The sequence below is a fragment of the Hydrogenophaga sp. genome (assembly GCF_030656115.1).
Lineage (GTDB): Bacteria > Pseudomonadota > Gammaproteobacteria > Burkholderiales > Burkholderiaceae_C > Hydrogenophaga.
Map to the genome: position 1 here is coordinate 1 of NZ_JAUSOO010000028.1, position 16310 is coordinate 16310.

General features: G+C 61.1%; 14 protein-coding genes and 3 pseudogenes. 8 read left to right on the top strand and 9 right to left on the bottom strand.

Annotated elements, in window-relative coordinates:
- The 5 genes and pseudogenes from Q7J58_RS02905 to Q7J58_RS02925 all read right to left on the bottom strand — a co-directional run.
- Positions 1 to 854, bottom strand: a pseudogene (locus Q7J58_RS02905) (pyruvate dehydrogenase (acetyl-transferring), homodimeric type); the annotation flags it as partial.
- A 19-nt stretch (positions 855 to 873) separates the two neighbouring features.
- Positions 874 to 1122 (bottom strand): annotated as a pseudogene (locus tag Q7J58_RS02910) (LysR family transcriptional regulator); the annotation flags it as partial.
- 63 nt (positions 1123 to 1185) lie between these two features.
- Positions 1186 to 2358 (bottom strand): methionine gamma-lyase, encoded by a 1173-nt coding sequence (locus Q7J58_RS02915; RefSeq protein ID WP_304823171.1) that lies wholly within the window; start codon positions 2356 to 2358, stop codon positions 1186 to 1188.
- On the bottom strand, positions 2355 to 2894 hold the full coding sequence (locus tag Q7J58_RS02920) for an OsmC family protein (RefSeq protein WP_304823173.1): 540 nt from the start codon (positions 2892 to 2894) through the stop codon (positions 2355 to 2357). The genes Q7J58_RS02915 and Q7J58_RS02920 overlap by 4 nt, the downstream gene beginning before the upstream one ends.
- Positions 2895 to 2953: 59 nt before the next feature.
- Complete coding sequence (locus Q7J58_RS02925; protein WP_304823176.1) at positions 2954 to 4255, bottom strand: PLP-dependent aspartate aminotransferase family protein; 1302 nt, start codon at positions 4253 to 4255, stop codon at positions 2954 to 2956.
- A gap of 140 nt (positions 4256 to 4395) precedes the next feature.
- Between Q7J58_RS02925 and Q7J58_RS02930 the strand changes: the two genes are divergently transcribed.
- Positions 4396 to 4863, top strand: coding sequence for an Lrp/AsnC family transcriptional regulator (locus Q7J58_RS02930; protein WP_304823179.1), 468 nt, complete (start codon positions 4396 to 4398; stop codon positions 4861 to 4863).
- A 444-nt stretch (positions 4864 to 5307) separates the two neighbouring features.
- On the opposite strand, the gene Q7J58_RS02935 is transcribed toward Q7J58_RS02930, so the two are convergent.
- Positions 5308 to 5763: a GFA family protein gene (locus tag Q7J58_RS02935; RefSeq protein WP_304823182.1), complete on the bottom strand. Its 456-nt coding sequence runs from the start codon at positions 5761 to 5763 to the stop codon at positions 5308 to 5310.
- 254 nt (positions 5764 to 6017) lie between these two features.
- On the opposite strand from Q7J58_RS02935, the gene Q7J58_RS02940 reads away from it, so the two are divergent.
- Positions 6018 to 6977 carry an alpha/beta fold hydrolase gene (locus Q7J58_RS02940; RefSeq protein WP_304823185.1) on the top strand — a complete coding sequence of 320 codons (960 nt, stop codon included), beginning with the start codon at positions 6018 to 6020 and terminating at the stop codon, positions 6975 to 6977.
- Between the two features lie 22 nt (positions 6978 to 6999).
- Here the strand turns inward: Q7J58_RS02940 and Q7J58_RS02945 are convergent, their stop codons facing one another.
- On the bottom strand, positions 7000 to 7911 hold the full coding sequence (locus tag Q7J58_RS02945; protein WP_304823188.1) for a LysR substrate-binding domain-containing protein: 912 nt from the start codon (positions 7909 to 7911) through the stop codon (positions 7000 to 7002).
- A gap of 128 nt (positions 7912 to 8039) precedes the next feature.
- Here Q7J58_RS02945 and Q7J58_RS02950 point away from each other — a divergent pair, with 128 nt between their 5' ends.
- Genes Q7J58_RS02950 through Q7J58_RS02960 form a run of 3 tightly spaced genes read left to right on the top strand, consistent with a single transcriptional unit; the run spans position 8040 to position 10401 of the window.
- Positions 8040 to 9230 carry an MFS transporter gene (locus Q7J58_RS02950; protein WP_304823191.1) on the top strand — a complete coding sequence of 397 codons (1191 nt, stop codon included), beginning with the start codon at positions 8040 to 8042 and terminating at the stop codon, positions 9228 to 9230.
- A complete protein-coding gene (locus Q7J58_RS02955; protein WP_304823194.1) occupies positions 9227 to 9361 on the top strand; it encodes a hypothetical protein in 135 nt (44 codons plus the stop codon). Before Q7J58_RS02950 ends, Q7J58_RS02955 begins: the two co-directional genes overlap by 4 nt.
- Positions 9358 to 10401 (top strand): isocitrate lyase/phosphoenolpyruvate mutase family protein, encoded by a 1044-nt coding sequence (locus tag Q7J58_RS02960; protein WP_336623467.1) that lies wholly within the window; start codon positions 9358 to 9360, stop codon positions 10399 to 10401. The genes Q7J58_RS02955 and Q7J58_RS02960 overlap by 4 nt, the downstream gene beginning before the upstream one ends.
- Before the next feature lie 658 nt (positions 10402 to 11059).
- On the opposite strand, the gene Q7J58_RS02965 is transcribed toward Q7J58_RS02960, so the two are convergent.
- Positions 11060 to 11227 carry a hypothetical protein gene (locus Q7J58_RS02965; RefSeq protein ID WP_304823197.1) on the bottom strand — a complete coding sequence of 56 codons (168 nt, stop codon included), beginning with the start codon at positions 11225 to 11227 and terminating at the stop codon, positions 11060 to 11062.
- Positions 11228 to 11373: 146 nt separating this feature from the next.
- On the opposite strand from Q7J58_RS02965, the pseudogene Q7J58_RS02970 reads away from it, so the two are divergent.
- The 3 genes and pseudogenes from Q7J58_RS02970 to Q7J58_RS02980 all read left to right on the top strand — a co-directional run.
- Positions 11374 to 11580, top strand: a pseudogene (locus Q7J58_RS02970) (3-hydroxy-2-methylbutyryl-CoA dehydrogenase); the annotation flags it as partial.
- Between the two features lie 348 nt (positions 11581 to 11928).
- A complete protein-coding gene (locus Q7J58_RS02975; protein ID WP_304823200.1) occupies positions 11929 to 14250 on the top strand; it encodes a kelch repeat-containing protein in 2322 nt (773 codons plus the stop codon).
- Between the two features lie 17 nt (positions 14251 to 14267).
- The gene (locus Q7J58_RS02980) at positions 14268 to 15614 is read left to right on the top strand and encodes an SH3 domain-containing protein (RefSeq protein WP_304823202.1); all 1347 of its coding nucleotides are present in this window, start codon (positions 14268 to 14270) and stop codon (positions 15612 to 15614) included.
- Here Q7J58_RS02980 and Q7J58_RS02985 read toward each other — a convergent pair.
- Positions 15593 to 16222: a hypothetical protein gene (locus Q7J58_RS02985; protein WP_304823205.1), complete on the bottom strand. Its 630-nt coding sequence runs from the start codon at positions 16220 to 16222 to the stop codon at positions 15593 to 15595. The genes Q7J58_RS02980 and Q7J58_RS02985 overlap by 22 nt on opposite strands.
- Between the last annotated feature and the right edge of the window lie 88 nt (positions 16223 to 16310).

Consider the following 16310-nt stretch of genomic DNA (forward strand, 5'->3'; position numbering starts at 1 on the left):
TTTTCCAGCTCGTCGATGATGCGGCCGTTGCCGCGCACCGGGCCGTCCAGCCGCTGCAGGTTGCAGTTGACCACCCAGACAAGGTTGTCCAGCTTCTCGCGCGCGGCCAGCGTGAGCGCGCTCATGCTCTCGGGCTCGTCCATCTCGCCGTCGCCAAACACGCCCCAGACTTTGCGGCCTTCGCAGTTCAACAACTGCCGGTGCGTGAGGTAGCGCATGAAGCGCGCGTGGTAGATCGAGCTGATGGGGCCGATGCCCATGGAGCCGGTGGGGAACTGCCAGAAATCGGGCATCAGCCATGGGTGCGGGTAGCTGGAGAGGCCGCGCGCGCCGCTGGCCGGGGCGGTGATCTCCTGGCGGTAGTGCAGCAGGTCTGCCTCGCTCAGGCGGCCTTCAAGGAAGGCGCGGGCGTAGACGCCGGGCGCGCTGTGCGGCTGGAAGAACACCAGATCGCCCTGGCGGCCGGCTTTGAAGAAGTGGTTGAACCCGGTCTCGAACAGATCGGCCGCACTCGCATAGCTGGCGATGTGCCCGCCCAGTTCGCCATACGCCTGGTTGGCCCGCACCACCATGGCCAGCGCGTTCCAGCGCATCAGCGAGGCCAGGCGCTCTTCCACCGCCAGGTCGCCAGGGAACGCGGGCTGGTCTTCGACCGCGATGGTGTTGATGTAGGGCGTGTTCAGCTCGGGCTGCCAGCCGATGCGCTGGCCCCGTGCCAGGCGAGAGAGATCGTCCAGTATGAAACGGACCCGGTCGGGGCCGGCGTTTTCCAGCACCGACAGGAAGGCTTCTCGCCACTCCGTGGTCTCCTGAATGTCGGTATCTTTCTGGGCCGACGAAGATGGCTCATGCATGGTTGTCTGTCTCTATCAGTTGAAGGTTGGTCCGTGCAGACTGAAGGCTGTGAAGTGCATCGATGGCTTTCCACCTCAGCACCTGGCCAGCTGGCGTCAGCCTTGTAGGATGGGTCGAGCGGTCCACCAAATCAGTTCCGGCCCAGTGTTCCAGTGACTTGATGTGCCTGGACAGGGTGGGCTGGGAGACATGGCGGAGTTCTGCCGCACGACTGAAACTCCGTGTCTCTGCTAGGGTGATCAGATCTTCAAGCAATTTTGTTTCCATACGGATCCCTTGGATCAAGCATCAGGGAGGAAGAGAGAGTCCGCTCTTGTACTGGCCTTGTGATCAATCCAGGGCCTGGGCAATGTCGTCCGTGATGTCCTTCAAGTCTTCCAGCCCGATGGACAGTCGCACCAACCCATCTTCAATACCGTGAAGGCGCCGCTGCTCGGGGGTATACGAAGAATGGGTCATGCTGGCCGGGTGCTGGGCCAGGGTCTCGGCATCACCCAGGCTGACCGCGCGTGTCACCAGTTCCAGTGCATCCATGAAACGCTGCCCAGCCTGCAAGCCGCCCTTCAACTCGAAAGCGACCATGCCACCGAACTGCCGCATCTGACGGCAGGCCAGTTCGTGCTGGGGAAACGTGGGCAACCCGGGGAAGTGAACCACGGCCGTCTTTGGGTGCTCCTGCAGCAGCTTCGCGACCTGCATAGCACTTTGACAGTGGCGGTCCATGCGCAAGGTCAGGGTCTTGAGACCCCGCATCACCAGGTGCGCATCTTGCGCCGACATGACGGCGCCGGTCATGTCCTTGAGGCCCTGCAGACGCACGCGCTGCGCCAGCTCCGCATCGGCAAACACCGCCGCGCCTGCCGTCAGGTCACCATGTCCACCCAGGTACTTGGTCATGGAATGCAGCGAAACGTCGGCACCCAGGGTCAGGGGCTGCTGGAGATAGGGCGTGCAATAAGTGTTGTCCACCACCACGCGCGCCTGAACCGCATGGGCCAGCTTCGCCACTGCGGCGATGTCGGCCATGCGCATGTTGGGGTTGGCCGGTGTTTCAAAGTACACCACCCGGGTCTTCGCGTGGATCGCCTGGGCGACCTGCTCCAGATCGCTCATGTTCACATGCCGAACCGTGACGCCAAAGCGCGCCAGGCCGTGCTGCAGGAAGGCAAAGGTGCAACCGTAGAGCGTCAGATCGGCCAGTATCTCGTCGCCGGGCTCCAGCAGGGTCCACAGCGTGGAAGTCACCGCGCCCATGCCCGATCCGAACACGACCGCAGCTGCGCCCTCTTCCAGACTGGCCAGACGGGACTCCAGCAAAGCCAGCGTGGGGTTGCTGATGCGGGTGTAGAAGTAACCCGGCTCCTCGCCGGCAAAGCAACGGCCACCATAGGCCGTGTCCGGAAAGGAGAACGTGGAGGAGGTGTAGATCGGGGGCACCAGGGCGCCGTGGTTCTCCGCCGGGTTGTATCCGAAGTGGATCGCTCGCGTGCTGAAACCGCTCATGCCAGCTCCAGCGTTCCGGACACCGGCACAGCCGTGGCCAAGGACATCGCATTGGGGCTGTGGGCCTGGGCGGCCTGGCGCAGTTGTTCGAACTGCTCGGGCGTGCCATCGCCCGCCACACGGACCACATAACGAATGCCCTGGAGCGGCACCGGGGCGCCATCGCGCGCCGAGAGGAAGCCCGCCAGATCAATCCCGCTGCGCACCTCGATCTCCAACTGTGACAGTTGCAGGCCCATGATGGTCGCCCCCACCAGGTAGGCCACCATCAGGCAGGAGCCAAAGCCGCTGAGCAGATACTCCTGCGGATTGGGGGCGTGGTTGCTGCCGCCGAGTTGTTTGGGCTCGTCAATCAACCATGAAAAATCGCGGTTGACCGACTGGTCGCCCACCTTCATGGGCAGGGCGCTGGCCTGTGAACGGGTGCCGGACAGCCAGCGCACCTGCACGCCGTAGGTGGCGATGCCTTGTGCGGGGTTTTGTTGGATTTCATGGGCCAGTTCGGACAGGCCGGCCGCGGGAATGCCGTTGCGCATAGGGAACTCCTTGGGAATGGAAAAACAGGAAAGAGGTTGAGGCGGTGAAGCCGCTGTGATCAGAGGGCGGCCAACGCCTGCTCGAGGTCGGCGATCAGGTCTTGCGGGTCTTCAATGCCGACCGACAGACGCACACAGCCGGCCGGGATGCCCAGGCGCGTGCGCTGGTCGGACGTGTAGGCGGCGTGCGAGGTGTTGTAGGGCAGGCTGACCAGCGTTTCGACGCCACCCAGACTGGTCGCCTGGCGCATGAGTTGCAAGCGATCGAGCAGCTTGAGGGCCATGGCGTCGCTTTCGACGGCAAAAGCGATCATGCCCCCCATGTTGCTCAGCAGCTTCTTGGCCAGTGCGTGGTCGGGGTGGCTGGGCAACCCCGGGTAGTGAACCTCACGAATCTTGGGGTGCTGTTGCAGGAACGTGGCGACCGCGTGTGCCCCCTCGGCGTGTGCCCGCATGCGCAGCGGCAGCGTCTTGAGGCTGCGCTCCAGGAGGAAACACGCGTGTGGATCCAGGCAGCCGCCAAACGCCAGCAGGCGCGGCCAGATCGCGTCCATGTGTTTGCGCGCTCCCATGGCCACGCCGGCCACCAGGTCGCTGTGCCCATTGAGGTACTTGGTGCAGGAATGCACGACCACGTGGGCACCGTGTTCCAGCGGGTGCATGCCCAGCGGGGTGGTGAACGTGGCATCGACCACCAGGCGAAGACTGTGCCGCCGGGCGAGTTCGCCGATGGCCGGCATGTCGACCACCTTGACCAAGGGGTTGGTCATGGTCTCGAAGTACAGCACCATGGTGTTGGGCTGGATCGCCGCCTCGATCGCCGACATGTCGCGAGGATTCACATAGCTCACGGTGAAGCCCAGCGAAGGCAGCTCGTGATGGAAGAAGTTGTAGGTGCCACCATACAGCTCGTTCGACGCCACCACGTGTGCGCCCTTGTCGAGCATGGACAGCACCGTCGCGGAAATGGCCGCCATGCCACTGGAGAATACGATCGCCGACTCGGCCCCCTCCAGCGCCGCCAGCTTCTCTTGCACCGCCCACTGGCTGGGATTGCCGTAACGGGTGTAGATGAAGCGGTCACGGGCGTAGCCTTCTTCGACGGCTCGGTATTGATCCTCGCCCAGGATGAAGGTGCTGGTCTGGTAAATCGGTGTGCCCACCGCCCCGGTGACCGGGTCGTCGTGCGTTCCCGCATGAACCGCTGTGGTGGCAGGGCGCCAGGTCGTCGAGCCGCTGCCATGCCCGCTCAAGCGCTGCGAAGGGCCGCTTTGCCGCTTGCGCCCCATTTCGTTGACCCACTTCACCGTGCCCACGCCCGGCAGCGCCGCAGCGGGGTCACCCTTCACCAATTGCTCCATGCTCTGACTCCTGTGTTGACGATGTCTGGACAGAAGTTTCGGTCCTTTGATGAGGCAAATAGTTGCCTTTTGATCCTATAAAAGACATTAAATGAGGCAATATATGCCTTGAATTGTGATTTTTGAGGAAAGGATCAGAAGTGGAAACCGTGAAGCTCGATGCGACCGACCGGGCGCTCCTCTGGGCCCTGCAAAAAGACAGCCGCGTCACCATCGGTGAGCTGGCGGAAAAGGTGAACCTGTCGACCTCGCCGTGCTGGCGGCGCGTCAAGCGGCTGGAAGAAGCTGGCTTGATCGAGGGATACACGGTGCAACTGTCCCGGCACAAACTCGGCCTGGGCGTCACGGGTTTCGTCCAGCTTCAGATGGAAAACCACACGCCGGAAGCCGCAGCCTCGTTCGAACGCGAGGTGATCGCGTTGCCGCAGGTACTGGCTTGCCACAACCTGTCCGGTCGCTTCGACTACCAACTCGAAGTCGTGGGTCAGGATCTGGAGAGCTTCTCGGAGTTCGTGCGCACGCGGATCCGTGCACTGCCGGGTGTTCGAGAAATCTCGACGAGCTTTTCGCTCAAAGAACTAAAGCGCTCAACCAGTCTGCCCCTATAACGTGTTCAATCTGCTGTTCATGCAGCGCCGTCGTGAAGGGTTGAGGTTGCGCGGTTTCGCCTGTCGTCGAAAGAATCGTTTGGAGGCATTTCCTCAGTACCGATTCCCTGCCGTCACGGTGAGAACGCTGACCGAACATTGAATGCCTGGAAACGCAGGCGCAGCGGTTGTTCGCATCCTCCGTTCTCGAATGACGGGTGACCACGACGAGCGACCTTCAGGCGTGCTAGGTCACCGACAGCAACCAGCCTCAAGCGCCTGTTGCTATTTTTTGGGATGTAGTCGTTCAGTTCGATCACGTCCCTGTCAGCGTTTGTGGCTCAAATCGGGACCGGCGCCCAAACTCACATGAACCACCAGGCGGTCGCAGCAGGTGGTGGGCAGCACACAGCGGGCCTGTCAGTCGGCCTCTGCCATTGCCAACTACGCTGGCGTGCCCCGTCGTTAAGCATGAGAAGCGCCCCAAGCTGCGAGTAGTCCATCGAAATCCGGTGGATTCCCAACGTACTGCAGTTGTGTGTCCGATATGCAAACCCAAGCCTGTTTGCTGGAGGTCCAGATATGCCCCACAGGTACCAGCGCCCGGGCATTGTTGAGCGTGCCGGGTTTGATGCTTAAAAGCGCTGATTGACCGAGCACCCTATGGAACAAGCGCGTACCGCAGGTGGGGCAGAAGCTGCAAACCATGCTGCGTCCAGAGGGCATGAGGCGTGTCCACTCGTTCAGTGCGCCACAAACCAGATCAACCTCTGCTTGACGCAGCCAGAGCGCCATGCCGAAGGCGCTCGCTGACTGACGCTGGCACTCTGTGCAATGGCACACAAACACCGTGGCAGCCGTGCCCTTCACACGGTATTTCACACCGCCACATTGACACTGTCCTTCAAAGGTTTCGCTCATGAGAAATGCCATTTTGAACTCTCGGACACCGATACCGTTTCACGAGGTTCCCGGGGACCCTCAAACGCACCTCAAGCGGCGCCGAAGTTTGGTTTTTTTGAAAGAACCACACGCCGAATGCTTATGGAGTGTCACACATCAGAACGTACTTTTCGCATGAGTAAAGCGCATGTTTTTGAGCCAAATATGTCGCGTGAAAATTTCTATGGATTAGATAGATTTCACACGTATCACATGCACCATGAGAATGCGAAATGCCTCACAACAACACTGGTCCAGAGTTGGTAGAAATCACCGCTTCCGATGGGTACACCCTGAAGGGGGTCTGTTGGCGGCACGAACGTCCTGATCCCAGGCGACCTGTGGTGGTGGTCAACCCCGCCACCTCGGTGTGCTGTCGCTACTACGTCCGGTTTGCCGAGTTTTTACATCACCATGGTTTGGATGTGTTGATCTACGACTACAGGGGCATTGGCGAGTCGCGCCCAGAAACATTGCGAGGGTTCAATGTCGGCTGGATCGACTGGGGACGCTTGGACTTCGAGGCAGCACTCCAATGGGTGAGCCACTCGATGCCTGGTCAGCCTATCCATGTGGTGGCCCACAGTGTTGGAGGTTTTCTGGTGGGACTTGCGGAGTCCAGTCACCGGATATCACGGGTTTTCACCGTGGGTGCGCAGTACGCCCATTGGCGGGACTATGCCCGCGGTCATCGCTTGCGCATGCTCTTGAAGTGGCACGTGGCCATGCCCGCCCTCACTTCGGTGTTTGGCTATTTTCCGGGCAAACGCTTGGGCTGGCTGGAAGACACGCCGAAAGGGGTGGTGCGTGACTGGACGTCCCGCACCCCTCGGTTCGAAGACACCTGGCGCAAGGGCTCACGGGCGCTGAGCACCGATGAACGCCGAGCTTTGGTCAGAAGGTTTTCAGATATGCAGGCCGAAATACTGGCGCTGAGCCTCAGTGACGACGAGTTTGGAACCGTGGCGGCGGTACGGCGCTTGTTGGCCTACTTCTGCGGCAGCCGTCGCACCCATCTGCATCTGCACCCTCAGGAAGTGGGTGAGACCAGAATCGGTCATTTCGCTTTTTTTCACAGCCGCTTTCAACACAGCTTGTGGCCTGTGGCGCTGGAGTGGTTGCGCCATGGACTCGTTCACCCGAATGTTCAAGGCGAGGTGAGCAGGCAATGTCCAGTTCCAGCACCTCGCTAACTGGTAGGTCGGCGGCCTCACACTACGAAGCGCCCAGAGCGGCTTGAGCACGAATCCACTCCACCACCCTGAACACTTCAGGGCTGGGGTTGGCATTGGCTTGAATCAACCAGGAGGAAGGGCCATCTTCCGGAGCTGCTCGATGTGCTTCCAGAGCAACCAGGCGGCCATCCGCCAACAAGGTATCTACCAAGGGCTTCCGTCCCAGGGCAATTCCCTGTCCAGCCATTGCGGCATGAATGGTCTGGTCATACTGATTGAACCGGAGCATGCCCTTCGGCCGGATGGCTGACCAGCCATGACCAGCCAGCCAGTCAGCCCACTGGAGCCAAGGGCGATACGGCCCGTCAAATTCCAGCAACACCTGTCGCTCCAACTCCGCCGGGTTGTTCAGCACAGATATCCCCAGCGATGGATGGGCCACTGGCACCACGGTTTCGCCAAACAGCAGCTCTGCCCCTGCGGGCATGGACTCGCGTTTGCCGTACCGGATGGCCAAATGGACGCCTTCAGCCTTCAGGTCAACCAGGCGATCGCTTGCCGACAAGCGGACTTCGATGTCAGGGTGTGCATCGATGAATCCCCCCAGCCGGGGCATCAGCCACAACCCCGCAAACCCGATGGGAGTGGTCAGCGTCACCACCCGTTGGTCATTGCTTCTCTTGAGCTCTCCCACCACATCCTGCAGCTGTTGAACCGCACGGTCGGCGCTGCGAAACAGCCGTTCACCTTCCGGGGTGAATGCGATGCTCCTGTGCCCCCGAACCAACAGCTTCATGCCCAGGGCTTCCTCCAAAACATGAATTTGCCGACTGACGGCCGACTGCGTCAGGCACAGATCCTGAGCGGCCAAGGTGATGCTCATGCGCCGACCCACGGCCACAAACCCTTTGACAGCATCGAGTGAAGGCAAGCGCGTCAAAGATATTGACATTCTTTTTTTGCATCCAAGTTGTTCATAAAAGTCGTTTGAAAGACGCTTGGACAGCCAGTGTAATGGGCTCTCTTTGTCAGCTCAACACATTCACAAATCGAATGCTAAAAAGTCCTTCAAAAACCTGGATGCAAAACCCCTGGACCCTCGTGTTGGCCGCAGGTTTGATCATGGGGTTGTCGCTGGGGGTGCGTCACTCGCAGGGCATCTTTCTGTTACCAATTACCCTGGATCGGGGTTGGTCGCGTGAAGATTTTGGGTTTGCCATCGCCTTGCAAAACCTGCTGTGGGGGGTAGCCCAGCCCATCACGGGCATGTGGGCAGATCGGTACGGCTCGCGCTTTGTCATGGCGGGTGGTCTGGTGATGTACGGCATGGGCTTGATCGGAATGTCCATGTCCACCACACCCTTGGGCTTCACGCTCTCAGCAGGCCTGTACGTGGGACTGGCACTGTCGGGCACCGCGTTTGGCGTGGTGTACGGTGCACTCAGCCGAATGCTGCCCGCGGACCGTCGCAGTTGGGGTTTGGGCGTGGCGGGTGCCATTGGCGGTTTGGGGCAATTTTTCCTGGTACCCCTATCTCAGGGCTTGATCGGGGCAGCGGGCTGGGCCGGCGCCTTGGTGATACTGGCCATCCTGTGCGCGGTGGCGCTGCCCTGTGTATTGCCCATTCAGGATCGGCCACAGGTGCCGTCCCATGCTGAACAGAGCCTGAAGGATGCGCTGACCGAGGCGTTTTCGCACCGCGGGTTCTGGCTGCTCAATCTGGGCTTTCTGGCTTGCGGTTTTCAACTGGCCTTCATCGCATCCCATCTGCCTGCGTACCTGATGGACCAGGGCCTGCGTGCTTCTGATGCGGTGGCGGGCCTGGCCATCATTGCCTTGACCAACGTCGCTGGAACCTATTTTTGCGGCTGGCTGGGTGGGCATCGGCGGCGAAAGTACCTGCTCAGCGCCATCTACTTGGTCCGATCGGCAGCCATGGCGCTGTTTGTCCTACTCCCTGTCAACGTGTGGAGCCTTTACGCGTTCTGCGCCGTGATGGGCTTTGTCTGGCTGGGCACTGTGCCGCTGACCAACGGGTTGGTGTCTCAGATGTTTGGCGTGCGCTACATCACCACCCTGTTTGGCTTTGTGTTCCTGGGCCACCAAATCGGAGCGTTTTTCGGGGTTTGGCTGGGGGGTTATGTGTTTGACACAACGCAGTCGTATCAGCCTCTTTGGGCCATCAGCATTGCATTGGGGGTCATCGCAGCGTTGCTGCATTACCCCATCGATGACAGGGAGCTTGTCCGATCGGCGGCGGTTCCGGCATGACCCGCATCCCCACCTTCACCCGCTGGGCACTTGCCTGTGTGCTTGGTCTGGCGCTGGTTTGGGCCTTTGAGGCCTGGACTCGGCCTGAACTGGTGTTCAACGTCACATCCTTCATGTCCTTCTGCCCATGAAAACCCAATACCAGAAAGCCCAAGCATTCCGGGCTCTACATGAACGCCCCGGACTTTTCGTCACACCCAACCCGTGGGATCGGGGCTCCGCCATCCTCTTGGAACAAATGGGCTTTCAAGCCCTGGCCACCACGGGAGCAGGCTTTGCCTTTTCCTGTGGGGCGCCGGACAACAGTGTGGGTCTGGATCGCATGCTGATGCACCTGCGCGAAGTGTCCTCCGCGACGCAGCTTCCCGTCAGTGCTGATCTGGAAAACGGGTATGCCCACACCCCGCAGGCCGTGGCACGAACCATCTCACGGGCTGCAGAAGCCGGGGTGGTGGGCGGGTCCATAGAGGACTCGACAGGAAACCCCCAAACGCCGCTCTACCCGTTTTCACAGGCTGTCGAGCGTGTCCATGCTGCCGTGGAGGCAGCGCTGGCTTTGCCCTTCCCATTCACCTTGACGGCGCGGGCCGAGAACTACTTTTGCAGCCCCAACCCTGATCTGGACGATGTCCTGCGGCGGCTGCAAGCGTATGAGGCTGTCGGGGCTGACGTTCTGTTTGCTCCCGGCATCAGACGCTTGTCGGACTTGGCTACGTTGGTACAAGCTGTTCACCGCCCTGTGAATGTGATGATGGGATTTCCGTCGGCGGACTTTGGATTGAAAGAATTGGCCGATCTGGGTGTAAAGCGGGTCAGTCTGGGCGGGTCTCTGGCCCGAACAGCACTGGGGGCGGTGCTCCGGGCCGGGGAAGAAGTCCTGAAGCTGGGCACGTTCAGTTTCGCAGACCAAGCCATCCCCAACGGAGAAATGAACGCACGCTTCGCCAACCGCGCGCAGCAGCAAGGCGAGGGCGGATGCCATGGGTATACACCCTACCGGACAAGGTCGTTGTTGGCCCGCTTGTTGGACCTGCTGGCGCGCCACCCACCCCCCCTGGGTGATCAACGTGTGACGCACGCGATGCTGAAGGACCTGGGTCTAAGCCGAAACGACATCCCAGCGATTCGAACCGGTCGCTTCGTCCAAGACGAAACCAGGCGGCAACGCTGAGTGAGGATTGCAAGCTGTGGTTTTGTTCAGCAACCACCGGTCGGCCGCATGAGCCAACTGCCAAGTCTGACTGGCTGCTTAAGCCATGTTGGCGTTTGATGAGAGGCCGGTAACTGAGGAGCAGCGATCGTTCGACCCTTCCATTCTCGAAGTACAGGTGACCACGGCGGCCGACATTCAGTCGTGCTTGGTCAGCGGCAGCAACCAGCCTTGATGTAGAGCTCTACATCAAGGCTGTTATGCGCAGTCCACGGTTATGAACAGTTGCCGAGGTTGATTGAGCTGAGTGCTTGGATTCGTCTATGCCACTGACAGTGGCAGTCTTCGTGAACTGGACATAAGCCCGGCGCTGCCGCAAGACTTGTGATCCCATAAAAGAAGAGGGCGCTGTCCCGGCTGCAGAATCCCTGCGTCGTCGCACGCCGCTTTCGGGCAGATGACTCGCTATTGGACTTCCTCACGACCTTGTGACTATGTTCAGCCCATGGCTGCGATGGCTCTTCTCGTTCGAGGGAGCGCCCCTGCCGTGCAGGGCCGAACTGCTCATAACTGAACCCTGTGCATAACAGCCTGGCGCCGTCGTTCGTTCGAGAACCACGTGTGGAACTTCCTCGCCGTGAGCCACCAATGACCTTGGGCAAGCAAGAAGCTCGACACCTTATCCCTGCCTCCGCCCCCGTTCCTGCACCGCCGCCCGCCGCCTCTCCAGTGCCTCCGGTGTCTGCGCGGCTGCCCATTCCTTCGACCGCTGCGCTTCCAGCGCCATCGCCTCACCCAGCGGCAGGCCGAACCCTTCGTCGATCAAGCGTTTGTAGGCGCGCAGCATGCCGGGCTCGGCGCTGGTCTGCGATGTGCGTCAGGTCACGCCTGACGCCCGCATGAATGCCAGCTTCATCCGCATCGGGCGGACCGGTTGCGACATGACCGCTTGAATTTACTTTTCAGCCCGCTGCATTTCGGAGGGGATTACCCACCATCCTGCCCGGCATCTTCAACACCCCGCTGCTGCAAGGCGCCCCCGAACATGTGAAAGCCGCACTCGCCGCCTCGGTGCCGTTCCCCAAGCGCCTGGGCGAGCCCGACGAATACGTCCACGTGGTCGAAACCATGCTCACCAACGGCAATTTCAACGGGGAAAGCTTGCGGCTGGACGGGGCGATCCGGATGGCGCCACGTTGAGGGGGCATGGCTGAGCGCTTTTGGCACTGAGCGATGGGCGGCTGATGGGTTGTTGGCGAGGTCCGTTTTGTCAGCGGTGGCTACAGGTCAACCGCTGGTCGTTCTGTTGGCGCCAAGGTCAGCTATGGGCCAGCAGCCGCCATTGCTGAAGGGCTGCTTCCTGGAAGCTCATCTATCAACTTACTTCGGAATCCACGCGAGGCGTTCGCCAATTTGAGCACGGTAGTTGTTTGACTCGGTCTCGGGACGCCGCCTTGAGGAAATATGAGGTCACCCAAGGACTGAGCCCTCGGAGTCTGATGCTCAATACCATTGACGTTTTCCCTTCTCAGCATTCGTAATTCCCAGATGCAGACTATCCGCAAAATCTTGTTGGTATTCACGTGCGGCCTCGCGTTGTTGCAGCTACAGGCAGCACACGCGGTGTTCATTTATCACCCAGCACCTTTGGCCGATCCTGTGGCGGTCGGCCACGACGAGATGGTCTTCTTGTTCGACGTTGGTTGGGAGTTGCGAGTCGAGCGTCGCCATTGGGCGAGCGGCAAGGTCACTACGCACCCGCTGCCTTTGCCGCCGCGCGATGGGAAAGGACTCCTGCCGCGGCACGTGCTTGCTGTGAACGGCAGTGGCATCTGGGTCGTAAGCCACAAGGTGACTCATGTGCGCAGCGACGGCAAGCTTGCGCAGGTGGATTTCCCGATCCCGGCCACGTCGCGTGGACTGTCGACGTACGAAGAGGGTTCGCAGGACATCGCGATTGGCCTGGCCGACGGCGACCTGTTGCTGCTGCGTAAGGTGCGTGGCGAAACACGAGGGGCGGCGTTCCGCATCCGCAGGCAAGGGCTCGACCGCCTGGCCATCCAACGCGTCGACGGTACGCCGCAGTTCAATCACGGTGCTGCGGCAACGCGGCTGCGTGACGGCCGCGTGTTGCTCTTGGCTGGCTATGGGACAACGGACCAGGCATGGCTGTTCGACCCGTCCAGTGACCGCTGGGTGCAGACAGGGTCGCTGCGTTTGGGGCGGATGCATGGTGCATTGGCTGCTACCCCCGATGGCGGCGCCTTTGTCGCCGGCAACGGATGGCCGGTGCAGAGGGACAAGGTGGGTGCACGCGAGCAAGCCTCTCACGGGGCGGAGATCTGGAACCCAACCAACGGCAACTGGTCACCCCTGCCGCCACTGCCGCTCTCGTTGAGAGTCAGCACCTTTCTTTCTGAACGGCCTTCCGCTACGGCGCTACCGGACGGATCGCTACTGGTGGCAGGAGGCATGCACCCGCACGTGCAGTTGCTGCGCGCCCGCAACGGCACCTACGCGCCGGACTGGCAAGCCGTTGCAAGTCTGTCGGAGTCTCGTATGGGTGGCGTCGTGCAGGCTCTGAGCAACCAGGAAGTGCTCGTGTCGAGCGGTATGCAGCCCAACCGGTGCTGCCGGTATGAGTTCGGCACGGAGCGAGTTGCCTGGCAGGGCGATGGCGAGCGAAGGGCCTCGAGCGTGGGCCTTACGAGGCGCGAGGCCGCTGTGGCCCAGCGGGCTGACCGCGTGTTCGTGGCTGGCGGCTGGGAGTCGTTCCATTTCTTTACAGGCACCATTCAAGCCAGTGCGGTGGCAGAACTGGTTGACTTGCCAGCTGGCACCGTGCGGGCTTTGCCGCCATTGCCGCATCCCATGTTCACCGGAAAGGCGCAGTGGCTGGATGACGATCATGTCGTCGTGAAGGCCATCGCGAACGGCGCGGTGTACGACCAACCGTTTCAGGGCTTAGATGGCCGCTCGCTGGAGTTTGATTCCCGCGGTTTCCTTGCCGTACTTGACCTGAAGCGCAACACCTGGACAACGCTGAACGACAACAGACTTGCCCGGGCTGAGCTCGCTGGTGTGCTGAGGGGCGAGGCTGTTCTGCTCAACCCTGACGGCGCTGGCTGGCTCGTGGAGCCGATCAGCGGGCAGGTACGCAATTTGCCACCTGCAATTTTCGCGCGACGCGGCGGCACCTTCCGTGTGCTGCCTGATGACCGCGTCGTTGTCGCTGGAGGCGCGGCGCAGTCGGAGTCCATCCAGGCCGTCGATGCCGATTGCCAGGGCGCCGCGTGCAAGGAGCGCTCTTACGGCACTGGGCCGCTGACGCCGGCGCACCGTTTTGAAGTTCTGCGCGAAGGCCATTGGGCTGCGAGCGCCCCGAGCCGCGCCGGCAGCACCAGTGCCATCGTGCGGAACGATGGCCGGGTGATGACGTTGGGTTGGTACGAGCCGGCAGCGAAATCCGCAGCATCAGAGGTCGGTCGCTGGCTGATCGAGCAGTCGACCGTGTCGGGCGGTCAATGGCGCACGATACCGTTACCTGAGGGTGTGTCCCCTGCGGAAGGTGCACCAGGTACCTCCTGTGGCCACAGCGCAGACGAAGCGATGTGCAGACTTGTGTTTGTGGAGCATCCGGCGCTGGCGCCGAGCTCGATCTTCCTTTTGCGCACCGGCACGGGCGGTTTTCTGGAGGACGTGTGGCGTTGGGTGGATGATGCGAGCGCCTGGAGCCCGGCGCCGCGCACGTCTCGCACCAGGTCAGCCATCCCGTTCGCTGAAAATCGCGTGCCGATGCAGATATTGGGCGGCAAGACCTTGTATGGTGCCGATATTCTGTCGGCGGGTGCACGCTACTGGTTGGAATGAAACTGACGGAGCATTGGATGAATCGAAGTGTTTTGGCGGCTACGGCGGTGGCGATTGCGCTTTCCATCGGTCACGCGCGAGCGGCCGAAATACTGTGGATACAGGGCTCATGGGTCAATCTGCGCGCGGAGGCTGCTGCAAACAGCACCATCGTCGATCGGCTGATCGTCAACACGGAAGTGGCGCTGCTGTCGAAGCAGGGCAACTGGTGTGAGGTGACGGCGAAAACGCCCGAAGTGCGAGGCTTTGTGGCCTGCGCCCTGCTCGGCACGCAAGCTGTTTCGCTGGCGGAGGTGGGGTCGCCGACGATGGCTGAGGATAAGGCCAACCCACATTATTCGGCGCAACGTTCGTTCTGGCTTGCGCCTTCCATGAGGCGGCTGCTGGAGGCTGGCGAAAACTTCTGGAGCGCCATGCTCACGCAAGAGCAACAGGAGAAGGAGCGGCCTGGCTGGTTTTCAGTCGCATATTCGGGCAATCAGCCCGCGCCTGTGCGCTATGCCATCCCTGAATTTGAGGCCATGAAAAATGTGATGAAGGTGGGCATCGTTGCGGCGCCTGAGCGCCGTCCGATGCTCACCCGTTGGAGCGAACTGAAGCAGAGGGTGGACGCGAGTGTCGATGTGCAATACGCGTCAATCCAGCTATCGGGCGGGCAATGGGTGCCGGATGAGGTGGCGTCGATGGTTCGCATTGCGCGGCTAAATCCTGCGAGGCCCTCATTCTTCAAGCACCAGGGCGAATTGGCGCCTGCGGTCAGTGACGTCGAAGCACTCAGTGCGCAGTTCGGCATCGTTGAAAGATTGAAGGTGCTGAGTGGTCCGAAGTGGGTGCATCCGCGCCACAACGACCCATTTGTGGAAGGCAGCTGGGATGTTGGCTCGTTCGAGGTCACTCTGGACAAGCCCGTGCTCGAGTATGCGATTGGCCGCAGGGGGCTTGCGGAGCTGCGCGAAGCGGTCATTTCGTGGAAGTTTGACGTGAACGCGGAGGAATCGTGCAGCGAAGGGTTCAACCTCAAGCCGCGCGCGATGGCGCGATCCCTGTCAGGCTATCCGCGGGTCAAGCATCCACTCGCTTGGCTACACGTTGCCGAGCCGATACCTTTCAAAAAAGTACAAATCACAACGGCAGCTCGAAAGCTGGTCACTCAGCCAAACGAACAGCATGGGCGTAACGCTTTCACGACAATTTTCATGCACGACGTGGACGTCGAAGGCGACGGTGTGCCGGACCTCGCCGTATGGGAAGGCATGCTGCGCGAAGGAAGCGGGGGCGACATGCTCGGTGTCCGCGTCGTTTTCGCGAACATCGGCGGCGAGTGGTTCCTTTTGGACTCCGATTACTTCGCCGAGTGCTCTTGATCGGTGATGGGTACGCCCCTGCGCCAACCGAGCAAGGTACCGGCGAAAAGCGCTTCCGCCACCACTTCGAGCGCCTCTTCCAAGCGCGCCAGGTTCGGCGGCCAGCCAGTGAGGTCCACCAGGATCGCGAGGCTGGCCACCGTAAGTGATGACCAGAGCCACAGGCGGCAGCCCCGATCACGAAGCAGGCAATGCAAGTGCGCGACCGTCGCCGCGCCCGCAATGGCCACGGCCAGGATGGGCGCTTCGGTCATCCAATGGTGGTTGCGACAGGCATCGAACCATTGGTGGCAACCATACTTCCAATGCTCGTGGAACATGAACTGTTCGTCGCATGCCAAAAGCATCATGGCGACGGCCATCCATGCGGAGGTGAGAACGGGCAGAGAACGGTCGGCGCCGAGGCGCAGTGACAAGAGGGCGATGGTCCACAGCTGCGCGCTGGACAGCCACGAGACGGGCGAGTTGTCGGATAGGAACGCAAGTTCCGGGGTGGGCCAATGCCACGCGGCGGCGAGCGCCATGAAAAGGACTGCTCCGGCCACAGTGAAGCCGGCGACCCAAGGGGTGAAAGCGCCTTCAGCCTTGCGTTCTCGTGTGTTCTGCATTCGCGGGGATCATAGTCTCGCGCAATCTGACCTTCTGGCTGGCACGCTCATATTGTTTCGCTTGGCAACCACAGGTGAATTGATGAGG